The following is a 23,518-nucleotide window of genomic DNA, read 5'->3' on the forward strand; positions in this document are numbered from 1 at the left end:
GGGGCTTAAGTGTCCATTCGCGCCGGGATAGAGGCGGGGTTCAGAGGCCGAGCGAAGGGACCCCAAGACCAAATATGTCCTTAAGGGCATGTTTCGCGGCGAAGAACCCTGGCATGCCCGTTACCCCAGGGCCGGGCGGCGTAGAGGAGGAACAGAGATACACGCCGGGCACCGGCGTCCGCCATGGAACGCTGGAAACCACAGGGCGCTGGATAAGTCCGCGCACATCCATAATGCCGGCACTGAAGTCCCCGCCCACGTAGTTCCGGTTGTAGCTGGCCAGTTCCGCCGCAGTAGTCACCCGGGCCTGCATCACCACATCCCGGAACCCGGGCGCGAAGCGCTCCAGCTGCGCGGTGACGGCCTCGCCCATGTCGCGGGTTGATCCGGCAGGCACATGGCAGTATGCCCACAGGATCTGCCGGCCGGCCGGCGCCCGGCCCGTGTCGAACCGTGATGGCTGGGCCACCAGGACGTAAGGGCGTTCCGGGTGTTTCCCGGCGGATACTTCGTTCTCGGCACGGGCAAGTTCAGCACGCGTGCCGCCGACGTGCACCGTTCCGGCGTCCCCCAGTTCCTTTGCTGCCCACGGAACGGGTCCGGACAGGATGAAGTCCACTTTGCAGGAACCATTCCCATAGCGGAACCCCTCCAGGGCTTGCCGGTACCTGGCCGGGAGGCTGTCGCCTGCAATGTTCAGCAGGCCCCGTGGGGCCACGTCCAGCAGAGTGGCCCGCGCGCCGCGGAGTTGTTGGAGGCTCTCGATCGTCGCCCCCGTATGGATCACCCCGCCGTGGGCACGGATGTCGGCCTCCAGCGCGGCCGCAATGGAGGCCGATCCGCCCAGCGGAATCGGCCAGCCTTGGGCGTGAGCCAGTGCGGTGAGCATGAGCCCGGCGCCTGCAGAGGCCAGCGAGGGCAGCTGCGAAACCGCATGGGCGGCCACGCCGCTGAGCAGTGCGGGCGCAAGGTCCTCGTGGAACCGCGCGTTCCACAGCCGCGATCCCTGCTCCAGTGTCCGCAGCCCGAAAAGCGCCGCCGCCAGGGGATCCCGGGGGATCCTCATCAGCTGGTGCTGCGTCAGATCCATCACGCCGTCAATGCGGTCAACCAGCGGGCCAAGAAGCCGGCGGTAGGCGTCGCCGTCCCGGCCCAGGCCTTGGACCGTCCGTTCGAGGCTGTGATATCCGAGGGCCGCCCGTCCGCCGTCGAGCGGTGATCCGAATGAAAGCTCCGGGACCACCAGGTCTATCCGGCGTGCCAGCTCGAAGTCGCGGAAGAAGGGTGATGCCAGCGCCATGGGATGCACGGCCGAGCAGATGTCGTGGAGGTGCCCCGGCTGCATCAGTTCGGCGGTGCGGGTACCGCCTCCGATGGTGTCCGCCGCCTCGTGGACTTCGACGGAGAGGCCGGCGCGCGCCATTACGGCGGCTGCAGCCAGACCGTTGGGTCCGGACCCGACGACGGCGACGTCAGGCATGGTGTTTCGCCCGCCAAGGGAGCACCGCGTGCGAGGGATGGCGGGGGCTGAACCGCAACCAGTCCGGGAGCCCGTCGAACGGCCCTCCCTGTGGATCATCGAGGCGATGGCGGCGGACGGGATCGTAGTCCGGATCGTAGATGTCCCATACAACCCGGAACATCAAATATGCCGTTGCAAGCATATGTGCTGCCACGGCCAGGACGTAGTAGGGCATGTCAATATTGTGCTGGGTCGGGCCCTGGCTGGCCACCTGGCCCAGGTACATCCAGACGGCTGCCCAGTGCAGGCCTTCAACGCCCTGCCAAATGAGAAAATCCCGCCACCGCGGCCGGGCCAGCGCCAACAGCGGGATGAGCCACAGGACATGCTGTGGCGAATAGACCTTGCTGGTCAGGACAAAAGCACCCACGATGAGGAACGCCAACTGGGCCAGCCGAGGCCGGCGTGCTGCTGTCAGCGCCACCGCGGCAATCATGGTGCAGGCCAGCAGGAACACAGCCAGGGCCAGCCAGTTGATGGTTGCGGGATCCAGCACCGGCCAGCGCAGGCGCCGGGCCACCAGGTTGTACGCGAACCATAACGACCCGTAGCCGGCTTCCCTCGTCTCGGTGAACCTGAAGAAGTACCCCCAGCCGGACGGGTTGGAGACCGCAACAGGCACGTTAATGGCCAGCCAGGCCGCGGCGCCGGCAACGGCCGTAACCACGAACGCGCGGATCCGCCCGGTCCGCAGGGCCAGCAGCAGAACGGCTCCGAGAATCAGGGCGGCATAGGGCTTCGTCGCTGAGGCGAGGCCGATCAGGGTGCCGGCGAGGACCAGCCTTTCCCGCGAAAAACACAGCATCCCCAGCGCCAACAACGCCACGGCCCACATGTCCCAGTTGATGGTTCCGGCCAGCACGATGCCAGGTGCCAGCGCCACCATGGCCGCATCCCAGGGGCGCCGCTGTGACATCCGGGCCGTAGCCAGCACGGTGATAATCCATACGGCTGCAACCAGAGTGGCATTAACGTCGAAGTAGCCAAGAATCCGCGCGTCACTGATGCCCTGGCCCGGGACCATCCAGGCAGTCACCCCGGCAATGAGTCCCATCAGGACGGGGTCTTCAAAGAGAGATCCCGGGCTCAGGACCGGGAACGTGCCGTCCCCCAGGCCTCGGTTGCGGAAGAATTCCGGGAAGTCGGAATAGCACGTGGAATAGAACTGGCCGGGGCTCGACCAGCCATTGGCCCGGCAGTAGCCCTTGATGGCGAGGCTGGCCAGCGCCGCCACGACGGTCAAGATGATCAGGACACGTTCCACGGTAAAAACGCCGGGGGAGACGAGGCCGGGCGCCGACCGGGCACCCATCGGCCCGCCGATCAGTTCCGTGAAGTTCTTCAGCAGCAGGTCGCTGCGGCTCGGAACAACCAAGCGGGCGCGCCGTGGGTGCGCCGGTGGCTTCGTCTCCTGCATGTCTGAGAGCTTACCCGGGACGCTGCCCCGCCGGACCGGACTTGATATCCGGCACTAGCCTTCAGTTCATACCGCCCATCTGCTGGTGCAACAGGACGAAAACCTCTTCGCGCCGCCGGTCCAGGAGCTGCCCGTTGAATTCCCGGCGGCCATCCCGGAAAGGACGATCATTCCGGACAGGCCGCCGCAGGGAGAACAATGCTTTCTTGATTCTCTTGATCATGGTGGTCACCTCCTTTCGGCGTAAAATTTGGCATGACAATTAAGGCCATTTAGTGCCAGAGCAATAACGGCATAATTAGGCAGGGAAATGCCCGGTATTTATGAATTGTTCGCAAATGCGAAGAAGGACCCTACTTGCAGCGGCGGGTGCAGACCCCAACAAAGAAGCTGAGTTCCGAACCATGGGGATGCCGCGTCGCCGCGAGGACCAGCCCTGAAGCTGCGCCGACAGGAGACTTCCAGCAGGCGTCGCCTAGAGCGAGCCACTAGCGCGAGCCATCCGAGAAGGAAGTGGCCTGGATATACCTCGTTGCAAGTGACGCCGCCGCGGGGGCGTCATCAGTTGCAAGAAGGTTAGGAGGCAGACACTCCGTTAAGACGGCGCGCAAAAGCAGCAGAGGCCGGGTTCGCGGTGATGGTCATCTTCCATCCGCTAGTCAAAGTAATCATTTTTCCCAACCTCCTTTTCCGTTATGCCGCCGCCTCGGCTGACTAGCCGGACAACGCGCGCCGCGACCCCGGCAAAGACGCTCTGGGGTCAGGAATAAAATTACCCTACGAATAGAGCAATGCGCCACTTAATTAGCAAAGTTTTTCAAGAAAGTTTATGAATGCGCCGTTAGAGTCCCCAGCGGACAATGGCCGGTGTCCGCTTATCCCAGCCGAGCGTGCAGACTTTCGCGGTTCCCAGGATGAAATGGCGGCCTTCGGCGGGCGGCAGTTCCAGCCAGCGCGCGGTGAGGATCCGGGAGAAGTGCCCGTGCGCCACGATCAGCACGTTGTCCAGGCCGGATTCCAGCACACTGGCCACAATCTTGTCGGCGCGGGCTGCCACTTCGTCCAGGGTCTCGCCGTTGGGCACACCATGCGTCCAGATCAGGTAATCCGGGTTGTCCTTGCGGATCAGGTCCGAACTGATGCCCTCATAGTCGCCGTAGTTCCATTCCACTGCCAGCGGCTCATGCTGCGCGTCAGGGTAACCTGCCAGTTCGGCGGTGCGCCGCGCGCGGCGCAGTGGGGACGTCAGGACCAGGTCGAAGTCCACCTGGTCCAGCACCTTTCGGGCCTCCACGGCCTGCTGCTCGCCTTCCACGGTCAGGGGCAGGTCGGTGAGCCCGGTGTATTGCCCGCTCTTGGACCACTCGGTCTCGCCGTGGCGCAGGATCCAGAGCTGGGGGCGGGGCGCGGTCATCGGGTTAATCATTTGGACTCCTCGTTCGGGGAAAGTTCGACGGCGGCGGGAGGCTCTGCTGCTTCCGGAACCGGGGGTGCTGCCTCGGGCTGCTCCGCCCACCAGGCGAGCAGCCTCGCTTCGGCATCGTCCGGTTGAAGGGGTCCGTGTTCCATCCGTTCCTCCAGCAGGAATTTGTAGGCACGACCCACCACGGGACCAGGCTTGAGGTTCAGGATGGCCATGATTTTGGCGCCGTCCAGATCGGGCCGGACCGCGTCCAGAGACTCCTGCTCGCGCAAAACGGCGATCCGGTCTTCCAGGTCGTCGTAGGCGAAGGCGAGCCGTTCGGCCTTCCGCTGGTTGCGGGTGGTGACGTCAGAGCGGGTCAGCCGGTGCAGCCGTTCCAGGAGATGGCCGGCGTCCGTAACGTAGCGGCGGACGGCCGAATCACTCCACCCGGCGTCACCGTAACCGTAGAAACGCATGTGCAGCTCCACCAGCCGGGCCACGGCCTTGATGGTGTCGTTGTCGAAGCGGAGAGTCTTCATCCGCTTTGCCGTGAGCTTGGATCCCACCATGTCGTGGTGCCGGAAGCTGACCGCGCCGCCCGGTTCGAAGCGCCGCGTAGCCGGCTTGCCGACGTCGTGCATCAGTGCTGCGAACCGCAGCACAAAGTCGGGAGCCGGCAACGCGCCGTCGGCGTCCGTTTCCAGGGCAGCGGCCTGTTCCAGGACCTGAAGGGAGTGCTGGTAGACATCCTTGTGGCGGTGGTGCTCGTCAGATTCCAGCCGCAGGGCGGACACCTCAGGCAGCACGAACTCGGCGAGGCCGGTTTCCACGAGCAGGTCCACACCGACTCGGGGGTGGGCACCGCAGATGAGTTTGACCAACTCATCACGGACCCGTTCAGCCGAGATGATCTTGATCCGCTCGGCCATCTGGCTCATGGCAAGCCGCACGTCGTCGTGCACGGAGATGCCCAGCTGCGATGCGAACCGGGCGGCGCGCATCATACGGAGGGGATCATCGGAGAAGGAGGCCTCGGGTGAAGCGGGCGTTGCCAGGACGGCGGCGTTGAGATCCCGGACGCCGCCGAACGGATCAATGAGTTCAAGCGACGGGAGCCGCAGGGCCATGGCGTTGATCGTGAAATCGCGGCGCAGGAGATCGTCGGTCAGGGAGGTGCCGAAGGCCACCACGGGCTTGCGCGACTCCGGATCGTAAGCATCGGCCCGGTACGTGGTGATCTCGATCTGGAAGCCGGCCTTCCGCATCCCGATCGTCCCGAAGGCCCGGCCGATCTCCCAGAAGTTGTCCGCCCACTTTTTGATCAGGGCAACTGTCTGGCTCGGCGTGGCGTCCGTGGTGAAGTCCAGGTCCGGCGAGGCGCGTCCCAGGAAGAGATCCCGTACCGGACCGCCCACCAGGGACAGCTCGTGGCCGGCGTCGACAAAGCGCTGCCCGAGCTCCAGGACCACCGGGTCAACCTGGAAATCGACGGTGTTGGAATCAATCTTGTGATGTGCGTGCGCCATAGTTACTTAAGCTTGTCAGAAACCAGCGGCTTGGCAGGCCAAAATCTCCTCAAGATCGCTCCTATTCGCCTGCAGCCCCTCAAAGTGCGTCATACGCAGTCCACTTTGATGTCATGTTCCGGTAATCATGATCGGACAAGAGTCGTTAGAGTGGACTCCATGGCCCATCCCGTACCGAGCGCTCCCGGCAGGAGGACAAACGCACCGTTGCCGTCGGCAATTGGTGCCCACGTCGCGCCTGCCTTGCACTCGGCCCCGGCCTCGCTTCCCACGGTGGAGGAAATTTCCGCCGGCGGCGTTGTGGTGGACACGTCCGACGGCGAACTAAGGGTTGCGATCATTGCCCGCCTTAACAGGGGCGGACGGCTGGAGTGGTGCCTTCCCAAGGGCCATCCGGAAGGCAAGGAAGACAACGAGCAGGCAGCAGTGCGCGAGATTGCCGAGGAAACCGGCATCGAGGGCGACATCCTGGCCCCGCTCGGCAGCATCGACTACTGGTTCACTGTCAGCGGGCACCGCGTCCACAAAACCGTCCACCACTACCTGCTGCGCGCCACCGGCGGCGAACTCACCATCGAAAACGATCCGGACCACGAAGCCGTGGACGTCGCATGGGTCCCCATCAAGGAACTCGCACGGAAGCTCTCGTTCCCCAACGAGCGGCGCATCGCGGATCTGGCCCGGGACGTCCTGCCAGAACACCTCTAAGGCCGTCTCCGCCGAAGCTGCGTATATGCCTATACAGGCATATAGCCTGTCCGTTGCGGTACAAACAGCGTCCGGGTGAGACGATGAACTCGATGTCAGCTACCAATCCCCCCTCCGACAAAGCCGGCCCCGCCGCCCCGAGCGGAACAGCGAGTGAAACCCGGTCCAGCGCCATCATGGCTGCTGGCACCCTGGTGTCCCGGTTCCTGGGCTTCGGCAAGACCTGGATGCTGGGTGCCGCGCTGGGCCTCGGCTCCACGGTTAACGACACGTTCATCAATGCCAACAACCTGCCCAACCTGATCTTCCTGCTGGTGGCCGGTGGTGTGTTCAACGCCGTCCTGGTCCCGCAGATCATCAAAGCGAGCAAGGCCCCGGACAGGGGAGCGGACTACATCAGCCGGCTGCTGACGCTGGCCGTGCTCCTACTGCTGGGCCTCACCGCGCTGGTCACGCTCGCTGCTCCGTGGGTCATCGAATTGACCACCCAGGGTTATTCGCCGCAGCAGAAGGCCCTGGCAGTCGCGTTCGCCTTCTGGTGCCTGCCCCAGATCTTCTTCTACGGCCTCTACGCGCTGCTGACACAGGTCCTCAACGCCAATGGTGCGTTCGGGCCTGCCATGTGGGCCCCCATCATGAACAACCTGGTGGCCATTGGCGGCCTGGGCATGTTCATCTGGATCTTCGGCGAGAACCGCATGAACCCGCACACGCTGGACAACTGGGGCCCGTCCCAGACCCTGCTTGTGGCCGGCTTCTCAACCATAGGCGTGGTGGCCCAGACAGCCATCCTGCTGATCCCGGTGATCCGCCTGCGGCTGGGTCTCCGGCCCCGGTTTGGCTGGCGCGGAGTAGGCCTTGGCCAGGCCGCTAGGCTGAGCGTTTGGACGCTCCTGACGGCCGCCGTGGGGCAGTTGGCGTTCCTGTATGTCATGCGCATCGCCACAATTCCCGGTGCTGAGCGCCTCCGGCTGAAGGAAGCGGGGGATCCGGCGGCCGAGATGCTGCCCGGTAACGCAGTCCTGGAGGTGGCCAGCCAGCTGTACCTGCTGCCGCACTCCATCATTGCGCTCTCGCTCGCCACTGTCCTGTTTAACCGGATGACCCGCGCTTCGCAGGATGGCAACCGCGCGGAACTCCGCGACGCCCTCTCGCACGGCCTCCGCACGATGGCGGTGGCCACCGTCTTTGGCGCGCTGGCACTCTTCGCGCTGGCGGGCCCGCTTGGCATGTTCTTTTCCGGTGGTCCGCGCCAGGACGGCGTCATGCTGGCCCAGACGCTCACCATCCTCGCTCTCAGCACCCCGTTCATGAGCGCCAACTTCATGATGTCGCGGGTCTTCTACGCCAATGAGGACGCCCGCACGCCGTTCCATATCCAACTGCTGCTTGCCGTGGTCTATGTGGCCGGTGCCTTCGGGATCCAGTTCCTGCCGGTGGGCCAGATCATCTACGCAATCGCCCTCCTGTATATGGTGGGCAATATACTTTCGGTGGTCATCAGCGCCTATTTCCTGCGCCGGCTCCTGGGCCACCTCGACGGGCCGCGGATCGCCAACTCCTACATCCGGATGGGTTATGCAGCGCTCGGTTCTGCGATGGCGGGCGCTGGTGCCCTGTGGCTGATGGGCAGCTACAGCGCCGACGGCTTCGCCTGGAAGGACCGGCTCGCCGCCCTGGTGACCGTTATCGTCGTCGGACCCATCATGCTGGTTGCCTATGTCTTCCTGCTGAAGGTCTTCCACGTCGCCGAGCTCCGGGACCTCATGCGCCCCCTGTTGGGACGGCTGGGACGCGGCACGGGACGGTCCGGCGGCGGGGGAACGCCGTCGTCGGCTGCGGGTGCCGACGTTTCCGGAACGGAACGTCCGACGCCGGAACGCGCCACGGTCGCGGTGGACACCGGCCTGATTCCCCGGATTTCCGGCGAATTCGACGCCGCCTCCTTCCGCGCAGGACCCGTACCGGAACGCCAGGCAGCGCCTACGGCGCCAGCTGATGGCGCACAAGGGGAAACTGAAGCAATGTCTAGCGGGGGCACTGAAACCGCCGCGGGATACCTTCCCGCAGAGGACGTGCCCGGCACAGCGCGGGGCGGGCTGCTGCGCGACGAGATTCCCCTTCCCGGCCGGCGCACGTTCCAGGGCCAGGCCGGACAGAACCCCCATTTCAGGCCACGCCGGCCTCGAAAAAAGTGATCTTCTCGCGGTTTTTGGTTGCCTGTCGACCACGGCGGTCCTAGCCGATCGGCTAGGATCGACAGTGAACAGGGGTAGTTGCAGGCAAGCGCAGACCGGCTCGCCGGCTGGCTTTTAGCCGGTTTCTGACCGGCGGTGGCATCATCTACGCCGGCATTCCCGGACAGTCTAGGAGGAACAAGTGTCCCACCCGATCGACGTTGGATCAGTACTCGGCGGCCGCTACAAGGTCACAGCCACGGTATTGACCTCACACGACCAGGATCTGGTGCTGGACGGGGTGGACCAGGTTCTCAACCGACCGGTCAGCATTCTGGTCGCCGGCCCGGACAACACCGAACAGGTGGCCCAGAGCGCCCGCGAGGTGGCTACTGGTGAGCGCCCGGGTAACGTCCAGGTCCTGGACCTTGGGGTCACTGAGGCCACCACGTACCTCATCACCAACCACACGTCCGCGGCAGACCTGTTGGACCTCGTGGTCGCTTCCGACGCGCCTTACGTCGAGCCGTTCTTCACGGATACCCTGGGCAGCGAAATTTTCGGCCAGGTGCGTTCACACGAACCGGAACCGTACGACGACGAAGAGAACGTCGACGCCGGATATATCAACTATTCGGACAATCACCCCAGCCAGGTTGACCCATTCCGGTCTGCCGCACCGCTTGCTCCGCCGCTTGTACCCCCGGTTGTTCCGGCCCGTCCGCCGCTCCGCCCGGCGGTCCTTCCGGCGTCGGGCCCTGCCAAGGCCGGGGCCGTTAGAGCAGGCGCCGCCGCTGCTGGCGCCACTGCCGCACATCAGCACGTCACTGCGCCGCAACCGGTGCAGGCTGCGGAGAACCGGCCAGTTTCCGGACCGGCCGAGCCCAAGGCAGGTGCCGGATCCGATTCGCCCAAGGTCTCCCTGTGGTCTGAGGACGACTATTCCAACGGCTCCCAGGACGCATCCTACGACGAACCCGTGGTCTCCCGAGCGCCGGAACACTCCGATCGCGAAGCGGGCGCCTTCCCGTCGGTTGCCCGGAAAGTGTCTCCGGCGGCCGCAGTACCGCCTTCCGGCGGGACGGATGACTATTACGATGACGACGAGCCCGAGCGTGAGCCCCGCTCGATGCGCTGGCTGGTTGGCGGGCTGCTCGCCGTGGTGTTGATTGCCGGGCTGGTCTTTGCGGTCACAAACCTGGGCAGTCTATTCAAATCTGGCCCCCAGGCCGCCCCAACCTCCAATTCGACGGGCTCCACCCAGCCAAACTCCGGGTCGGCTTCCCCTAACCCGAGCTCCGCACCGCCGGCGGCACCGCCTGCCATCGACAGCATCACCCGCCAGGGGGATTTTGACTTCGCAGGCACCTACGACGTGGATCTTGTGAAGGCGTTTGACGGCAACGCAGCCAGCTACTGGTCAGACATGGAATTTGCCACCGAGGGCTGGGGCGGCCTCGCAACCGATGGCGTGCCCTTGTTCGTCAAGCTGAAGAATCCGGCGAAGGTTTCATCCATCACCCTGACTCAGCTCGGGGCCTCGGGCGGCAATCTCAGTGTCTTCACCAATGACCGTCCGTCATTGGACGGAGCCAGGCTGGTGGGGACCAACAGCTTCACGTCAACAGATCTGACCATGCCGCTGGCCGAGCCGGTGGAGGCACAGTACGTGATCGTGTCCATCAAGACGCTTCCCAAGCTGGCCGCCCCGAAGACCCGCTATGGCTTTGGCATCCGCCTGGCGGAGATCAAGATCCAGTAGGACCACACCTGCGTCGTTCCCGTTGAGCCGCGTCTGTTCTGCCCGGAGTATTGCTCCGAAGTATCAGACGCGGCTCAGCTGTTTTCAGACGGTAATCTGGAAGGGCGTCCCGTCCACATGACGGGGCTATGACCGCTGATGGTTCCTCCGTTCGCGCGACGCCCGGAATATTCACCACCTAGATTCAGTTGTGCCATGTGGCTGGCCGCAAAAGCCGGCGCATCGACTAAGGAAGAGGTTCACCGTTCAGTGAGCAACGCAGAAAACACCGCGTCCGAAGTACGTGATGTCATCATCGTCGGCTCGGGCCCGGCCGGGTACACGGCCGCTGTCTACACGGCGCGCGCCAACCTGAAGCCCTTGCTTCTGGCCGGATCAGTTACCGCCGGCGGCGAACTGATGAACACCACCGACGTCGAAAACTACCCTGGCTTCCCCGAAGGCATCATGGGGCCGGACCTCATGGAGAACTTCGAGAAGCAGGCAGCGCGGTTCGGAACGGAAATCCAGTTCGAGGACGTCACAGCACTGGACCTCAACGGCGACATCAAGACTGTCACCATCGGTACCGGCGAGACCTTCCGTGCGCGGGCCATCATCCTGTCCACCGGATCCGCTTACCGTGAGTTGGGCCTCCCGAACGAAAAGCGCCTCTCCGGCCACGGCGTGAGCTGGTGTGCAACCTGCGATGGTTTCTTTTTCAAGGACCAGGACATTGCGGTCATCGGCGGAGGAGACTCGGCCATGGAAGAAGCCCTCTTCCTGACCAAATTCGCCAAGTCCGTCACCGTTGTGCACCGCCGCGACACACTCAAAGCTTCCAAGATCATGGCGGACCGTGCTCTGGCCCACGACAAGATTTCGTTCATCTGGAACAGCTCCGTTGACGACGTCATCGGATCGGACAAAGTCACCGGGCTCAAGATCAAGAACCTGAAGGACGGCACCGTGTCCGACCTCGCCGTCACCGGCGTCTTCGTCGCCATCGGAAACGACCCCCGCACCGACCTGGTCAAGGACTCCCTGGAGATCACGGCGGCCGGTACCATCGCCGTCGAGGGCCGGAGTTCCAAGACCAGCATCCCTGGCGTCTTCGCCGCCGGCGATGTTGTTGATCCCACCTACCGTCAGGCCATCACGGCCTCCGGTTCCGGATGTGTTGCCGCGATCGACGTGGAACACTACCTCGCAGACCTTCACGCGTAAATCCGCGTACCCGCCGTTCGAAGAGAGAGACAAGGTTATGAGCAACGCTAAAGACGTAACAGATGCAAGTTTTGCTGCGGACGTACTGTCCGCCGACAAGCCAGTAATTGTGGACTTCTGGGCTGAATGGTGCGGCCCCTGCCGCAAGCTGGGACCCATCCTCGACGAGATCTCGGTCGAATACAGCGAGAAGGTTAGTGTCGTCAAGCTCAACGTCGACGACAACCCCGCCATCGCCGCCGAGTACGGAATCACGTCCATCCCCGCCGTTTACCTCTTCCAGGACGGCCAGGTGAAGAGCACTGTTATCGGCGCGAGGCCGAAGCAGTTCTTCGAAAAGGAATTTGCGGACGTCCTTTCCTAATCAGGTAGGGGACTTCGGTCCCATGTGACCAGTGACACCGTCCTGTGGCCACTGCTTCCATGAAGCGGTGGCCACGGGCCTTTAAGACCTGGCCCGTGGAAGCACAACCACATTCAACCGTCAATTGTTTCCTAACTTCACTGATTGCTCAGAGTCGCTCCAGGAGACCCAGTACAGGGATGAGTGTCTTATCAATGAGGGAGAGTGGGCTGTAAATTCCGGTCAGACGTCCCCGGCGCCATCCTAGAGTTCGCCTTTCCGGATTCGGATTGTTGTTTCACGTGAAACATTGGCGATCGCGAAACATGGATTCATGCGAACATCGACGATTCGCCAAGCCAAGCGGCGTACGGTGTGGCCATGCTCGCCGGACGGACGAAATTTCGTCGGCGTCAGTGCATGCTGATCCTTACATCCGAGTGCCCTTGCCGCACGACAATGCCGCAGCGATTCAGTTCGACATACTTGAACTCAGCTAAGTTCAGTTCGGCTCACGACGGTAAATCAATCAACCTAGGCTTCCACTTTCGTGACGGTCACACTCTGCGCACTGATGCGTACCCCGCACTATGTTTCACGTGAAACACGGCCGAAGCCTGCGTGAGTCTGCTCCCTTCAGTCCTATTGGCCTGCCCGACGGCATTTGGAGCCAGTCCTCAAGGATCTGGTTCACGCGATGTCGCCGTATTGCGTCCCGTCCATTCGCTGAGGAGAATACCCGCGGCGCACTCAGAGATTGGATCGAACTCTGAGCAGCGAATGCCAATTAGATTAGGTGGCCTAGTGGCCTTGACGCCCCATTTCACCTTGCGGAGGACAATATGGAACCGGAGCATCAGACTACCGGAAGCACCCTGACCAGGCCGGCGTTCCAGCCTCGCTGGCCGTCCATGGTCTAAATCAAACGCCGATTCTCGCAGTTGACGCCTAGAAGATCACGGCTCCAAGGGTGTGGTCAGAGTCAACGCCGGTGGTTGGAGGAATCGGGGCTGGTCGGGGGAGTCGTCGCTGGACGGGGGAAGCCAAGGAACGCCGGGGACGCCAGGTGACCGTTATGACGCTAGGATCCGAGCAATTGGAATAGATCCCCGACATCAAATGGCACCGTCCCCTCGTAACTGACTGGCCACTCTCGAAAACGACTTCCTGATCGAAAATGCGCACAAGTCTCATCGCCAAACCACAGCACGTCGGTATCCTGCCGCGACGGTATCCAGTTCAGTGCCAGCCTGACCAGTTTCAACAGTCCAGTCTTGTCCACAGCATGTCGACGACACAGCAGCGCGCAACTCAAGATTCAGCGACCCCCGGGAGCATACTCACACAGCGTTGGGAACCCGCCAGCACAGACAAGGTGCCTGCGGACGAATTCGAGACCGTCGGCCTGGAGACTCACTATGCCCTTCCGCCGATACCTACAGCCTCGGGTGGTAATTCAGGGGCCGTACGGATAGGGCACGCGCAGCGCATTCAGTCTGTACTCGCTGCGCTGGTGGGTCCATCGGGATCGTCGTTCGTATTGTCCGAGATGTCCATTGATGCCGATGGCCCGAATGGGAAGCACATGCGGAGATTGTCCAAGCCCGATATTGCCCTCGGCCGCAGCCCACGCCGGTCTCGACACCCACTTGTTGGGGCCGCACCCCTTCACAACGCCGTGGTCGTCTCAGCGGGCCCATGCCAAGAGACGGGCCATACCAGAAGACCTCATGCGCGCCACGGGTGCGGGCCGGCAAAGACGGCACGAGGACACGGATGTTCTTCTACGCCGGACTGTTTCACGTGAAACAGTCCCGCCCCGGCGACGGCTTCGCGGATGGCAAGACCTCGAGCGTACTGTTTCACGTGAAACAAACTGAGCGAAATCTCCGACCAAGCTTCCCGGGATGGATGCTAAGGACGCCGGCTTCGCATGTGCTCGATGCTATCTTCTGAGGCCAACTGCCAACTGGCCGCATCCCCACGTCAACCTGGTTGCTCCACGACCGACACGTCGTAGACACCCGGACAACCCGTACACAGCCCAGGCACACGAGGAATACTCTCCTCACCCCAGGAATTCTAGACACTGCCGGGCGCCCTCAATCCTGCCACCGGGCTCTATAGACGCTTGCGTGACGGCTGAGCCCTCGCCCAAGCCCTCCGGCCTGCTGCGTCGATGGGGGACCGTCAGCCTGAACCAGGACTGGACGAAGGTGATCGCCGTGTACCTGCCCGTGGCCAAAATAGGCGTTGTGGCTTCGCCGCTACGCACATCTCTGTTCGCAAGATCGCTACGGTTGCCGTCCAGTCAGCGCAGGACAGAACCAGAGCCAACTTGCTCGGTTGTCAGCGAAGGACGGTATCGGAACCGCCTGCTCGGTCTTAACATGTCAGTCCGCACTGCAGCTCCCGACCGGAACAACACGCGTGGGCAGGTCATGAGCCAGCTGGCCAATACCGACTTTCCTGTCCGAAGGGCGGAGCCCTAGGTGCCCGACCAACTCCACCCCAAAGACCTAGAGCAGGTGACGAATGTCAGCGGATGACGGAATCGTATCCATCGGAAGTGTGACTGTTCGGTTCGACTTGAGGGTTCAATCGCGTTGATGTCCACCGACTTCGAAGTTATCCCCAAATGTTATCCACACTGATATCCACACTGATATCCACAGGCTTATCCACCGGTCTGCAAATCGTGGATGCAGGACCCCTAGTGCCGTCCTTTAGATCAGCCGACACCCTCGAGCCGGCTTTGCTCCAGGACAACTACCACGGACGAAGCGCATGCTCACGTTGGACTGGAAATATCGCCGGAAATCCAACTATTGAAGTCGCTTTCCGTCCCGAAAGAGAGTCTGAATCGACCTTGGTAATGTTTCACGTGAAACGGGACTGCAGGCGCTATCCAATGCTCGTGCGTACCGCTCGTTGCAGGATCCGCTCGTGTGGGCCAAATCTCTTCGTGATGCCTGCCACCAAGCAATCTATCCACAAAGTTATCCACAACGATATCCACCATGCAATTCACACCTACGGGCCCAAGCCTGTCCTGGCTCCATCTCTTGTTGTGGCAAGTTTGCCGCACACGATGATGAAGAGTGGGCCACGGAAACATAATCTTTCGGATACTCCCTTTCCCTCAAACCAGGCTGCTGTCCGCCTGGCTAGCTGATTCATCTTCAGCCGGGCCATGATCTGACGTGGTTGCAGTTGTGGTCGCTTCCCCGTCGGATCCGAACCTTTCCGGACGGTCCCGCCTGTCTCAAACTGCTGCACAGCAAGACGACTCGGCTTGCACCAATTCCTTCCACTCCCGGACACTCCCGGACTGGGCCAATTCTGTGCACCCCGCGGTCAGGTCCTAGAGGGGCGAAGCCGAGTTGCGGAGCTGGTCCAGAGACGCACTATGGCGCACTGCCAGAGTCATGCTGTAACGACTTGGAGTGTCGCAGTCCTGCCCAGGGTGGTGGTCCCGTATGAGGCAGCCGGCGACACTGTTGGCCCAGCCAGGGGATCGATGCGCCCTCCTGAGATTGGTGTGTATCGAGGCGCCCTGCAGATTCAATTCGTCGACGTACCGTCTCCACAGAAGACTAGTTGATGAAAGGCCCGGTTGGGGGCCGCGGTCGTACTTGCCTGCCTGCCTGCCTGCCTGCCTGCCTGCCTGCCTGCCTCAACCGATGCTACCGGTGCGCCGGCGTGCGCCAGCTCAAAAGTCCTCGGATGCGCCAGGAAGCTATCTGTTCAGGCTAACTGCCCGGCGAGTGGAACTCAGGCGTCAGGGTTGGGGCCACCACGGAACGGGACATGCTGGACCCCGGCCATGGCTCTCCGCTGGATACTAGCCCTCTGGACGGCTTCCCAAGCTCCCAGAACCCTGGGCGGGCATGCGCTGGGTCAGCAGGATATAACCAGTGGCGGGCGTCACTGCCGGCCGGGGGATTGGGGGCGGCATTATCCTCGAGGCGTGAAGAGGCCATAGTAGGCTCTAAGCCGTCAACTCCAAGGTCTGGGAATTGTCTCTGTTCCCACGGCGATCGAGATGGGAGGGCGCTTGGGCTGCAAGTTTACAATCCGAGACGCAGCCAGCTCGCCGGCGCCGTGAGGACGTCGGGGTATCGGTGTGTCGGGGCCGTGGGGAGATGCCAGGCACGGTGAGCTGGACTCGTCACGATGTTTCACGTGAAACCATTTAGAAGACGGCTGGGCGTAGGCCGAACCAGCTCAGCAATCTCGGCTACCCTCACGAAGCTTGGTGAACTGCTTCTGCAGGAGTTTTTTAGCCACCGCTTTGGCTGCGGGCGAAGCCCCTCGGATGCTGGAAAACCGAATTCACTTCCGCAGCCGCAGCGTAGGTGACGCGCCGGCGACATCACTGGCCGAGGACTTTAGATTATACCAACTTCATGTTCGTTCTCGATGGCGCCGCCGCCTAGATCCGGCGCATACCCTGTTGATGTTTCACGTGAAACAGCAACCGCGAGGCGCCTTCCCATCTGGACCAGACGTTGCCGAACCCGGACGTTGCCGAACCCACCCGGATGTTGCCGAAGCAGATTGAAGGTCAGAAGACTATCTCGCGACAGGTCTCCGGGGGAGACGTCCACCCTGGCGTATCCCCGTAGTCAACGAGTTAGCCGCAGGCTAAGGCCAACATCTGCACGGGTACGTACGCTGCACACCAGATCCCTGGAACAGATCGGGGCAAGCGCAACGATGACGGTGTTCCCGCCGCTTGGCAGGATAAGCACCGCACGGACTGATTGGAAATGTGCGAATCGACGCATTCTTCACTGCTTCGGAGCAACGGAACCCATTGGGTGACAAGCATCACGAGTCGCATCGGAGTGTCCAGCGATCCGTCGAATCCACCACTCCTGCCTGATCGCCGTCTCGAGAGTTCGCGCTCCGCCATCTACATCGCCCTCAGTGCCCACCTCCAGTGCGTCAGCAACCCGGGGCCACAGAAGTCCACCGCTGCAGCGGGAACACAAGCAGAGACGACAGTCGTTGGAGGAGACCAGTCTTTGGAGGACTCCAGTCTTTAGAGGAGTCGAAGGCAGCAGACAGTGCCAAACTCGCGTCCCACAACGGAACTATTTCATCGGGCCCAGAGGGGTACGCCATGCGGACCGCGGGCTCGAGCCCGGGGCGCGTCACAACCACCATGGCCACGCCAGTATCAGCTCCGGAATGCAAAGATGGCGTCGATACAGACGAAAGAAGGGCCTGTTTCACGTGAAACAGGCCCTTCTTTGAACAGAGAACGCTAGTTTTCAGATCCTGGCGCAAGAACTTCCATGATGCGGTTCAGGTCTTCAACACTGGCGAATTCAATGCTGACACGCCCCTTGCGGACACCCAGGGAAATCTTGACGTTGGTGTCCAAGCGGTCTGACAGCGAGGATGCCAGATAGTCCAGGCGCTCATGGCGGGCTCCCGGACGAGGGATGTTGTTCTTGGCAGGCTTCGCAGGATCCTGATAGAGAGTGACGGCCTCTTCGGTTGCCCGAACAGACATGCCTTCAGCCACGATTTTCTGGGCGAGGCGTTCCATGGCTGCTGCATCCGGCAGGGCGAGCAGCGCGCGCGCGTGGCCAGCGGAAATAACGCTGGCCGCCACACGACGCTGAACCAGGGGCGGAAGTTTGAGGAGACGCAGCGTGTTCGAAACCTGGGGACGTGAACGGCCAATGCGGTCCGCAAGCTGCTCGTGAGTGGTTCCGAAGTCTTCAAGCAGTTGCTGGTAGGCCGCTGCCTCTTCGAGCGGGTTCAACTGGCTGCGATGCAGGTTCTCCAGCAGTGCATCCCTGAGGAGGTCATCATCAGTGGTGTCCCGGACAATGGCAGGGATGGTCGCCATCCCGGCCGCCTGTACTGCCCTCCAGCGACGCTCACCCATCACCAGCTCGTACGGTTCTCCACCTTCTTCGGTTGAAGTACGAACCACAATTGGCTGGAGGACGCCGATTTCGCGCACGGAGTGGATGAGCTCCGCCATGTCATCGTCATCGAAGACTGAACGGGGCTGTTTACGGTTCGGATGGATGTCGGTGACCGGAATCTCAGCAAAACGCACGCCGGGGACTTCCACGAGGTCAACACCGTTATCCGGCGTACTGCTCTGGGATACAGGTGCCTCGGACACAGACTCGCCAGTCGCGCCTTCAACCGGCATGGGCGAACCGTCCACCGTTGATGTAGCTGCACCGCCCTTTACAGGAGCTTTTGCGGCCGGCAGCTTCTCTGCTGCCTTGGCTGGCGGATTCGCGGGGGAGGCCGTTCTCGGCGCAGCTGCTTTCTTCGTTACCGATGCGTCGTTGGCCTGGGCCGGCGCATCCGACTCGGAAGCAACCGACTCCGAAGATGAAGCATCTGAAGCTGCCCCACCATTTCCTGAAGCGTCATCAGGGGACACGACTTTCTTACGGCCTTCAGGGAAGAAGAGATCCACAGGCCGCGACACAGCGCCGCCGTTGCCCGACGCACTACCGGCGGAACTTGGAATGAGTGCGCCAAGACCGCGGCCTAGGCCACGTCGCTTTTCGCTCATGGATAAATCCCTCCGATGGAAGAGTCAGACCTTGCCGGACTCCGGTTGTTGCAGTTCTTGAAGATTCTAGCGTTCAGCGATTTCGGCTGCGGCTTCCAGGTAAGACAGGGCTCCACTGGAGGAAGGATCGTACGTCATGACGGTTTGCTGGTAGCTCGGAGCTTCTGAAATCCGCACGGAGCGGGGGACTACAGCACCAAGGACCTGCTCGGGGAAGTGCAGGCGAACTTCGGCTGCCACCTGGGCTGCAAGGTTGGTCCGTCCGTCATACATCGTGAGGAGAATAGTGGAGACCACCAGATCCGCATTCAGGTGCTTCTGGATCATCTCGATGTTCTTGAGGAGCTGACTGAGGCCTTCCAGTGCGTAGTACTCACACTGGATAGGGATAAGGACCTCACCGGCAGCACAGAAGGCATTAACCGTGAGCAACCCGAGGCTGGGCGGGCAGTCAATGAAAATGTAGTCGAGGCGTTCTTCGCCGTTCTTTGCCCGGGTCCTGGCATAGACGTCGATCGCCCGGCGGAGCCGCTGTTCACGGGCCACAAGCGAAACAAGCTCAATCTCCGCGCCGGCCAGGTGAATGGTGGCAGGAGCACAGATCAGGTTGCTGATGTCCGGGCAGGGGGCCACGACGTCAGCGAGAGGGAAATCGTTGATGAGGACGTCATAGATGCTGTCCACATCGGCATGGTGCTCGACGCCGAGGGCGGTGGAGGCGTTGCCCTGGGGATCGATGTCAATGACCAGGACGTTCAGGCCGGCTGCGGCCAGGGCAGCAGCGATGTTCACGGTGGTGGTGGTCTTGCCCACGCCGCCTTTTTGGTTGGACACCGTAAAGATACGGGTCTTCTCCGGCTTGGGAAGTTTCCGGCCAACCAGCCGTTCGCGGCGCCTGGTCTCGTGCGCGAGTTCCCGGGCGATAGGACTGGAATCGTCCATGGTGTCCATAACGTTGATCCGGCCACCCGTTGTTGTTTCACGTGAAACAGACGCAAGAATTGCCATTTCCGCAACCGGATTAGGGTGACTTTCCCCTCGTCCGGGCGCGGAACCCATGCCCATGCCAGCAACTGATCGTGCTGACCCCAAAGACACAAACGGGGGTATCCGTTGTGTGGAGGCTTCGCTACTGGTCACTGGGACACACTCACTCTCGTTCGGCTTTTGCTGCCGTTGTCTAGCCTAACCGCTTCGCCCTGCAGACCAAGGCTACCGGGCCAGGACTAGGAGAACTTTCGGGACTTGTTAACGACGATCCGTACCACCGTGGTGGGTTCCTCCAGGAGGTTTTCACCGACAGTCACTACAGAAGTCTGGACGCCACCGAGTTTCCGGATGACCTTCGCTGCTTTTTCGATTTCCTCGCCTGCACTGCGTCCCTTAATGGCCACAACTTCACCCTTGCCGGCGAGCAGGGGGATGGTCAGACCGGCGAGGTTGCTCAGCGCGGAAACAGCCCGGGCAGTCACAACATCAGCGTCCACCATGCCAACCGCAAGCTCCGCGCGCGTCCGCATCACCGTGACGTTTGTCAGGCCGAGATCGTCCACCACTTCCTGGAGCCAGATCACCCGGCGCTCCAGCGGCTCGATCAGTGTCAGCTGGAGATCCGGACGCGCGATCGCGAGGCAAAGTCCGGGAAGTCCGGCTCCGCTTCCGACGTCGGCAACATGGCTGCCGTGCGCGATCTCGCTTTCGATAACGGCACAGTTAAGGACATGCCGGCTCCACAACCGTGGGATCTCACGCGGCCCGATCAGCCCGCGTTCGGTTCCGGACGTGGCCAGGTGCTCCACGTAGCGTTTGGCCAGGTCCAGGCGGTCACCGAAAATCTTCTCGGCCGCCAGCAATTCTGCTGCCGTGATGTCAACCATGATTAGCGGTTCAGCATTCTCTAGTCTGCGGATACTACGATGTGACGCCCGGCGCCTTCGCCCTCGGACTCGCTGACGAGTCCCAGGTCAGCGACGGCGTCATGAACGATTTTGCGTTCGTAGGCACTCATCGGCTCCAGTGCCACGGCTTTGCCGGACTCCTTGACCGCAGCTGCCGCATCCTCGGCGATCTTCTGCAGGTGGACGGCGCGCTGCTGACGGTAGCCGTTGATGTCCAGGACCAGGCGTGAACGGTTCTCCGTTGCGGAGAGAACAGAGAGCCGGGTCAGTTCCTGAAGGGCTTCGAGGACTTCGCCGTCTTCGCCTACGAGGCTGTCGAGACCATCAGTTCCTTCCTCGGCAACGATGGAAATGTAAGTGCGGCCGTTCCGGACTTCAATGTCAATGTCGCCGTCGATGTCAGCGATATCAAGGAGTTCCTCCAGGTAATCGGCGGCAACGTCGCCTTCCTCTTCGAGGCGGCTGGCAGCGGATCCCTTGGGCGAAGCATCGGCGTCGGTCGAGGCTTCGTCCTGATCGTCAATGATCTCGTCGGAAAGGGCGTGTTCGGTGCTCTCGGCTGACATTACTTCTTCTTCCTGTTCTTACGCTGTGGCTGGACGCGCTGTCCCTTTTGCTCGAGGACCGCAGCTGCGGCAGCTGCCTCCGCTTCGGCGTCGGCCTTTTTCCCGCCCAGAATGGGCAGGACCGGCAGGCCCTTGGCCGCACGGCGTTCGGCGAGTGCCTTGGCGGCTGGGGATCCCGGCGTCGGCATGCGGCGGATGACGAAGAACTGCTGCGCCATGGTCCAGAGGTTGGTGGTGGTCCAGTAGATAAGGACACCGATGGGGAAGTTGATGCCACCCACGCCGAACACGAGCGGCAGGATGTACAGCATCATTTTCTGCTGGCGCATGAAAGGGCTGGCCATGGCCTCTTCGGACATGTTCTTGGCCATGATCTGCTTCTGCGTGATGAACTGCGAAGCCGTCATCGCAAGGATCATCACGATCGACAGGATGTTGACAGCCAACTGCGCGTCGCCTCCTCCTCCATGCAGGAGGGTGGCGGAAAGCGGAGCACCGAAGATGCTGGATTCGTCGAACTGCACCACCTGGTCGTGGCTCATCGCACCGACACCCACACCCGCCTTGGCGTTGGAGCTGATGCCGGAGAGCACCTGGAACAGCGCGAAGAAGAACGGCATCTGGATCAGCATGGGCAAGCAGGCCGAGAACGGGTTGGTCCCGTGCTTCTTGTACATGGCCATCTGTTCCTGCGCCATGGCCTGGCGGGAAAGCTGGTCAGTCTTGCCCTTGTACTTGTCCTGGAGTTTCTTCAGGTCCGGCTGCAACAGCTGCATGCCGCGCTGCGCCTTGATCTGCTTGACGAAAACGGGGATCAGGGCGGCACGGATCACCAGCACCAGCCCGATGATGGACAGTGTCCAGGTCCAGCCGTTGGCCGCAGGCAGGCCGATCGCAGTCAGGCCCTCGTGGAAGCCCACCATGATGATGGAAACCAGCCACTTGAACGGAAACATGATTGTTTCAAAGAAGTCCATACGATATCCCTATTCGTCAGGCCGCAAGGCGGCCTTCTCCATCAGTCTGAGCAGCCAGGTACTTGTCCGGGTTGTTCAGCACAACAATTGTGGGGGTCCGGTGATCGGGCCAGTGGCGGTGGCCGGCGGGGACATGGTCCACACCACCGGCATTCCACGGATGGCAGCGCACAAGGCGACGGGCTGCAAGCCAGCTGCCCTTCACCGCCCCATGGACAGTGATCGCTTCAAGGGCGTACGCCGAGCAGGAAGGAAAGAAACGGCAGACCTGGCCATACAAGGGAGAAATCACCTTGCGGTATGCCATCAGCAGCAGAATAAGAATGTTTCTGGGCAGGTTCCAGAGGAAGGTGCCCACGGCGGCAGCAACAGGATGAAGGGAGTGGACGACGGCGGCAGTTACCTTACGCACGCTGTGTCCCTTCCTGTGTTGTACCGGTCGAACCGTTTACAGCAGCCCGCGGAAGGCGGCTGCCCAACCGGCTCATGGTTGATTCCAGTGCGGCGTTGTAGTCCGCCAGCAGTTGATCCCAGCTGGCGGCAGCGGACGCAGGCAGCGCCCGGACCACTATGGCGAACCCGGTACCGTACTCGCGCAGCGAGGCAGCACCGGCTTCTCTCAGTCTCCTCTTAACGAGGTTCCTGACCACAGCGTTCCCGACACCTTTGGAAACGATGAACCCGATCCGGCTGGGTTCGTCGGCAGCAATAGCTGCCGCATATAACACTACGTTCCGGCGTCCATTGCGGACACCGGAACGTACAGTTGTTGAAAAATCGGTTGCAGTCCTCAAACGGTTACGGGTGGCCAGCACCTTAAACTCGCAAAGAAAAGTTAAACCGACGAGTCAGTTATCTAGGCCGACAGTTCGGTGCGGCCCTTGCCACGACGGGCTGCCAGGATGGCACGGCCGGCACGGGTACGCATACGAAGGCGGAAGCCGTGCTTCTTGGCTCGACGGCGGTTATTCGGCTGAAAAGTCCGCTTGCTCACGTTAGTTACTCCAGTGGATCAAAGGTGCGCCCACCCGATCAGTAAAAGGGGAAGAACTGGCCGACGCTAAGTTTTGTATATGCACGCTTCCCCCGGCTGCTCCAACGCGGTGCGTCAGAGAGATTCAGAAGGGGCCAAAAAGCGTACACAAAGGACTTCACAACGTTAGGGCAAAATGCCTGCCAGAGTCAAACCGGGGTACCCCTGCGTCCCTGTCCCCGGCTGTGGTTAACCTGGCCCCACAGCCTGTGGATGAAGTGGCTCACAAGGCCTGTTTTCGAACCACAACGGTGTAATTATCCACAAGCTACTTCCCAGCTATCTTCTGGCCTTTTGTTCCCCTAGAGTGGCTCAGTAGCCGATTATCCACGGACTGTGCATAACCCTGTGGATGAAGCTGAACCAGAGTCCTGGTTCGGGACTTGGGGCTGCACGTAATGCAGGCACGCAAGTTTGAGGAA

General features: G+C 61.8%; 18 protein-coding genes. 5 read left to right on the forward strand and 13 right to left on the reverse strand.

The window, feature by feature from the left end; genetic code table 11:
* Positions 1 to 40: 40 nt before the first annotated feature.
* From ACX80M_RS11415 to ACX80M_RS11435, 5 genes are all read right to left on the reverse strand, one after another.
* Positions 41 to 1,480, reverse strand: coding sequence for a phytoene desaturase family protein (locus ACX80M_RS11415; protein ID WP_252611296.1), 1,440 nt, complete (start codon positions 1,478 to 1,480; stop codon positions 41 to 43).
* Positions 1,473 to 2,939: a glycosyltransferase family 87 protein gene (locus ACX80M_RS11420; protein WP_252611298.1), complete on the reverse strand. Its 1,467-nt coding sequence runs from the start codon at positions 2,937 to 2,939 to the stop codon at positions 1,473 to 1,475. The genes ACX80M_RS11415 and ACX80M_RS11420 overlap by 8 nt, the downstream gene beginning before the upstream one ends.
* 61 nt (positions 2,940 to 3,000) lie before the next feature.
* Positions 3,001 to 3,162 (reverse strand): hypothetical protein, encoded by a 162-nt coding sequence (locus tag ACX80M_RS11425; RefSeq protein WP_252611300.1) that lies wholly within the window; start codon positions 3,160 to 3,162, stop codon positions 3,001 to 3,003.
* 618 nt (positions 3,163 to 3,780) lie between these two features.
* A complete protein-coding gene (locus ACX80M_RS11430; RefSeq protein WP_252600859.1) occupies positions 3,781 to 4,365 on the reverse strand; it encodes a histidine phosphatase family protein in 585 nt (194 codons plus the stop codon).
* Positions 4,362 to 5,870 carry a CCA tRNA nucleotidyltransferase gene (locus ACX80M_RS11435; RefSeq protein ID WP_252600862.1) on the reverse strand — a complete coding sequence of 503 codons (1,509 nt, stop codon included), beginning with the start codon at positions 5,868 to 5,870 and terminating at the stop codon, positions 4,362 to 4,364. The genes ACX80M_RS11430 and ACX80M_RS11435 overlap by 4 nt, the downstream gene beginning before the upstream one ends.
* 159 nt (positions 5,871 to 6,029) lie before the next feature.
* Here ACX80M_RS11435 and ACX80M_RS11440 point away from each other — a divergent pair, with 159 nt between their 5' ends.
* From ACX80M_RS11440 to trxA, 5 genes are all read left to right on the forward strand, one after another.
* Positions 6,030 to 6,578: an NUDIX hydrolase gene (locus tag ACX80M_RS11440; RefSeq protein ID WP_246848665.1), complete on the forward strand. Its 549-nt coding sequence runs from the start codon at positions 6,030 to 6,032 to the stop codon at positions 6,576 to 6,578.
* 92 nt (positions 6,579 to 6,670) lie between these two features.
* Positions 6,671 to 8,776: a murein biosynthesis integral membrane protein MurJ gene (gene murJ / locus ACX80M_RS11445; RefSeq protein WP_252600865.1), complete on the forward strand. Its 2,106-nt coding sequence runs from the start codon at positions 6,671 to 6,673 to the stop codon at positions 8,774 to 8,776.
* A 181-nt stretch (positions 8,777 to 8,957) separates the two neighbouring features.
* A complete protein-coding gene (locus ACX80M_RS11450; protein ID WP_459309708.1) occupies positions 8,958 to 10,517 on the forward strand; it encodes an ABC transporter substrate-binding protein in 1,560 nt (519 codons plus the stop codon).
* 249 nt (positions 10,518 to 10,766) lie between these two features.
* Positions 10,767 to 11,723, forward strand: a complete 957-nt coding sequence (gene trxB, locus ACX80M_RS11455) for a thioredoxin-disulfide reductase (RefSeq protein ID WP_252600871.1) — start codon at positions 10,767 to 10,769, stop codon at positions 11,721 to 11,723.
* Between the two features lie 37 nt (positions 11,724 to 11,760).
* Complete coding sequence (gene trxA, locus ACX80M_RS11460) at positions 11,761 to 12,087, forward strand: thioredoxin (RefSeq protein ID WP_252600874.1); 327 nt, start codon at positions 11,761 to 11,763, stop codon at positions 12,085 to 12,087.
* Positions 12,088 to 17,338: 5,251 nt separating this feature from the next.
* Here trxA and ACX80M_RS11465 read toward each other — a convergent pair.
* From ACX80M_RS11465 to rpmH, 8 genes are all read right to left on the reverse strand, one after another.
* A complete protein-coding gene (locus ACX80M_RS11465) occupies positions 17,339 to 18,622 on the reverse strand; it encodes a ParB/RepB/Spo0J family partition protein (protein ID WP_252611303.1) in 1,284 nt (427 codons plus the stop codon).
* 66 nt (positions 18,623 to 18,688) lie between these two features.
* On the reverse strand, positions 18,689 to 19,762 hold the full coding sequence (locus ACX80M_RS11470) for a ParA family protein (protein ID WP_252600879.1): 1,074 nt from the start codon (positions 19,760 to 19,762) through the stop codon (positions 18,689 to 18,691).
* Positions 19,763 to 19,848: 86 nt separating this feature from the next.
* Positions 19,849 to 20,499, reverse strand: a complete 651-nt coding sequence (rsmG, locus tag ACX80M_RS11475; protein WP_252600882.1) for a 16S rRNA (guanine(527)-N(7))-methyltransferase RsmG — start codon at positions 20,497 to 20,499, stop codon at positions 19,849 to 19,851.
* Between the two features lie 20 nt (positions 20,500 to 20,519).
* Positions 20,520 to 21,086, reverse strand: a complete 567-nt coding sequence (locus tag ACX80M_RS11480) for a Jag family protein (RefSeq protein WP_252600885.1) — start codon at positions 21,084 to 21,086, stop codon at positions 20,520 to 20,522.
* Entirely contained in the window at positions 21,086 to 22,063 is a 978-nt protein-coding gene (gene yidC, locus ACX80M_RS11485) for a membrane protein insertase YidC (RefSeq protein WP_252600888.1), read from the reverse strand. The genes ACX80M_RS11480 and yidC overlap by 1 nt, the downstream gene beginning before the upstream one ends.
* Positions 22,064 to 22,079: 16 nt before the next feature.
* On the reverse strand, positions 22,080 to 22,475 hold the full coding sequence (gene yidD, locus ACX80M_RS11490) for a membrane protein insertion efficiency factor YidD (RefSeq protein WP_252600890.1): 396 nt from the start codon (positions 22,473 to 22,475) through the stop codon (positions 22,080 to 22,082).
* Positions 22,468 to 22,878, reverse strand: coding sequence for a ribonuclease P protein component (rnpA, locus tag ACX80M_RS11495; protein WP_056342732.1), 411 nt, complete (start codon positions 22,876 to 22,878; stop codon positions 22,468 to 22,470). Before rnpA ends, yidD begins: the two co-directional genes overlap by 8 nt.
* A gap of 41 nt (positions 22,879 to 22,919) precedes the next feature.
* Positions 22,920 to 23,057, reverse strand: coding sequence for a 50S ribosomal protein L34 (rpmH, locus tag ACX80M_RS11500; protein WP_003800212.1), 138 nt, complete (start codon positions 23,055 to 23,057; stop codon positions 22,920 to 22,922).
* Positions 23,058 to 23,518: the final 461 nt, after the last annotated feature.

The sequence above is a fragment of the Pseudarthrobacter sp. MDT1-22 genome, assembly GCF_054511035.1.

Coding starts and splice junctions, on each gene's coding strand:
- ACX80M_RS11440 (WP_246848665.1), top strand. CDS start 6,030: ATGGCCCATCCCGTACCGAGCGCTCCCGGCAGGAGGACAAACGCACCG.
- ACX80M_RS11435 (WP_252600862.1), bottom strand. CDS start 5,870: ATGGCGCACGCACATCACAAGATTGATTCCAACACCGTCGATTTCCAG.
- yidC (WP_252600888.1), bottom strand. CDS start 22,063: ATGGACTTCTTTGAAACAATCATGTTTCCGTTCAAGTGGCTGGTTTCC.
- trxA (WP_252600874.1), top strand. CDS start 11,761: ATGAGCAACGCTAAAGACGTAACAGATGCAAGTTTTGCTGCGGACGTA.
- ACX80M_RS11480 (WP_252600885.1), bottom strand. CDS start 21,086: ATGTCAGCCGAGAGCACCGAACACGCCCTTTCCGACGAGATCATTGAC.
- ACX80M_RS11415 (WP_252611296.1), bottom strand. CDS start 1,480: ATGCCTGACGTCGCCGTCGTCGGGTCCGGACCCAACGGTCTGGCTGCA.
- ACX80M_RS11430 (WP_252600859.1), bottom strand. CDS start 4,365: ATGATTAACCCGATGACCGCGCCCCGCCCCCAGCTCTGGATCCTGCGC.
- ACX80M_RS11420 (WP_252611298.1), bottom strand. CDS start 2,939: ATGCAGGAGACGAAGCCACCGGCGCACCCACGGCGCGCCCGCTTGGTT.
- ACX80M_RS11425 (WP_252611300.1), bottom strand. CDS start 3,162: ATGATCAAGAGAATCAAGAAAGCATTGTTCTCCCTGCGGCGGCCTGTC.
- ACX80M_RS11465 (WP_252611303.1), bottom strand. CDS start 18,622: ATGAGCGAAAAGCGACGTGGCCTAGGCCGCGGTCTTGGCGCACTCATT.
- rsmG (WP_252600882.1), bottom strand. CDS start 20,499: ATGGTTGACATCACGGCAGCAGAATTGCTGGCGGCCGAGAAGATTTTC.
- murJ (WP_252600865.1), top strand. CDS start 6,671: ATGTCAGCTACCAATCCCCCCTCCGACAAAGCCGGCCCCGCCGCCCCG.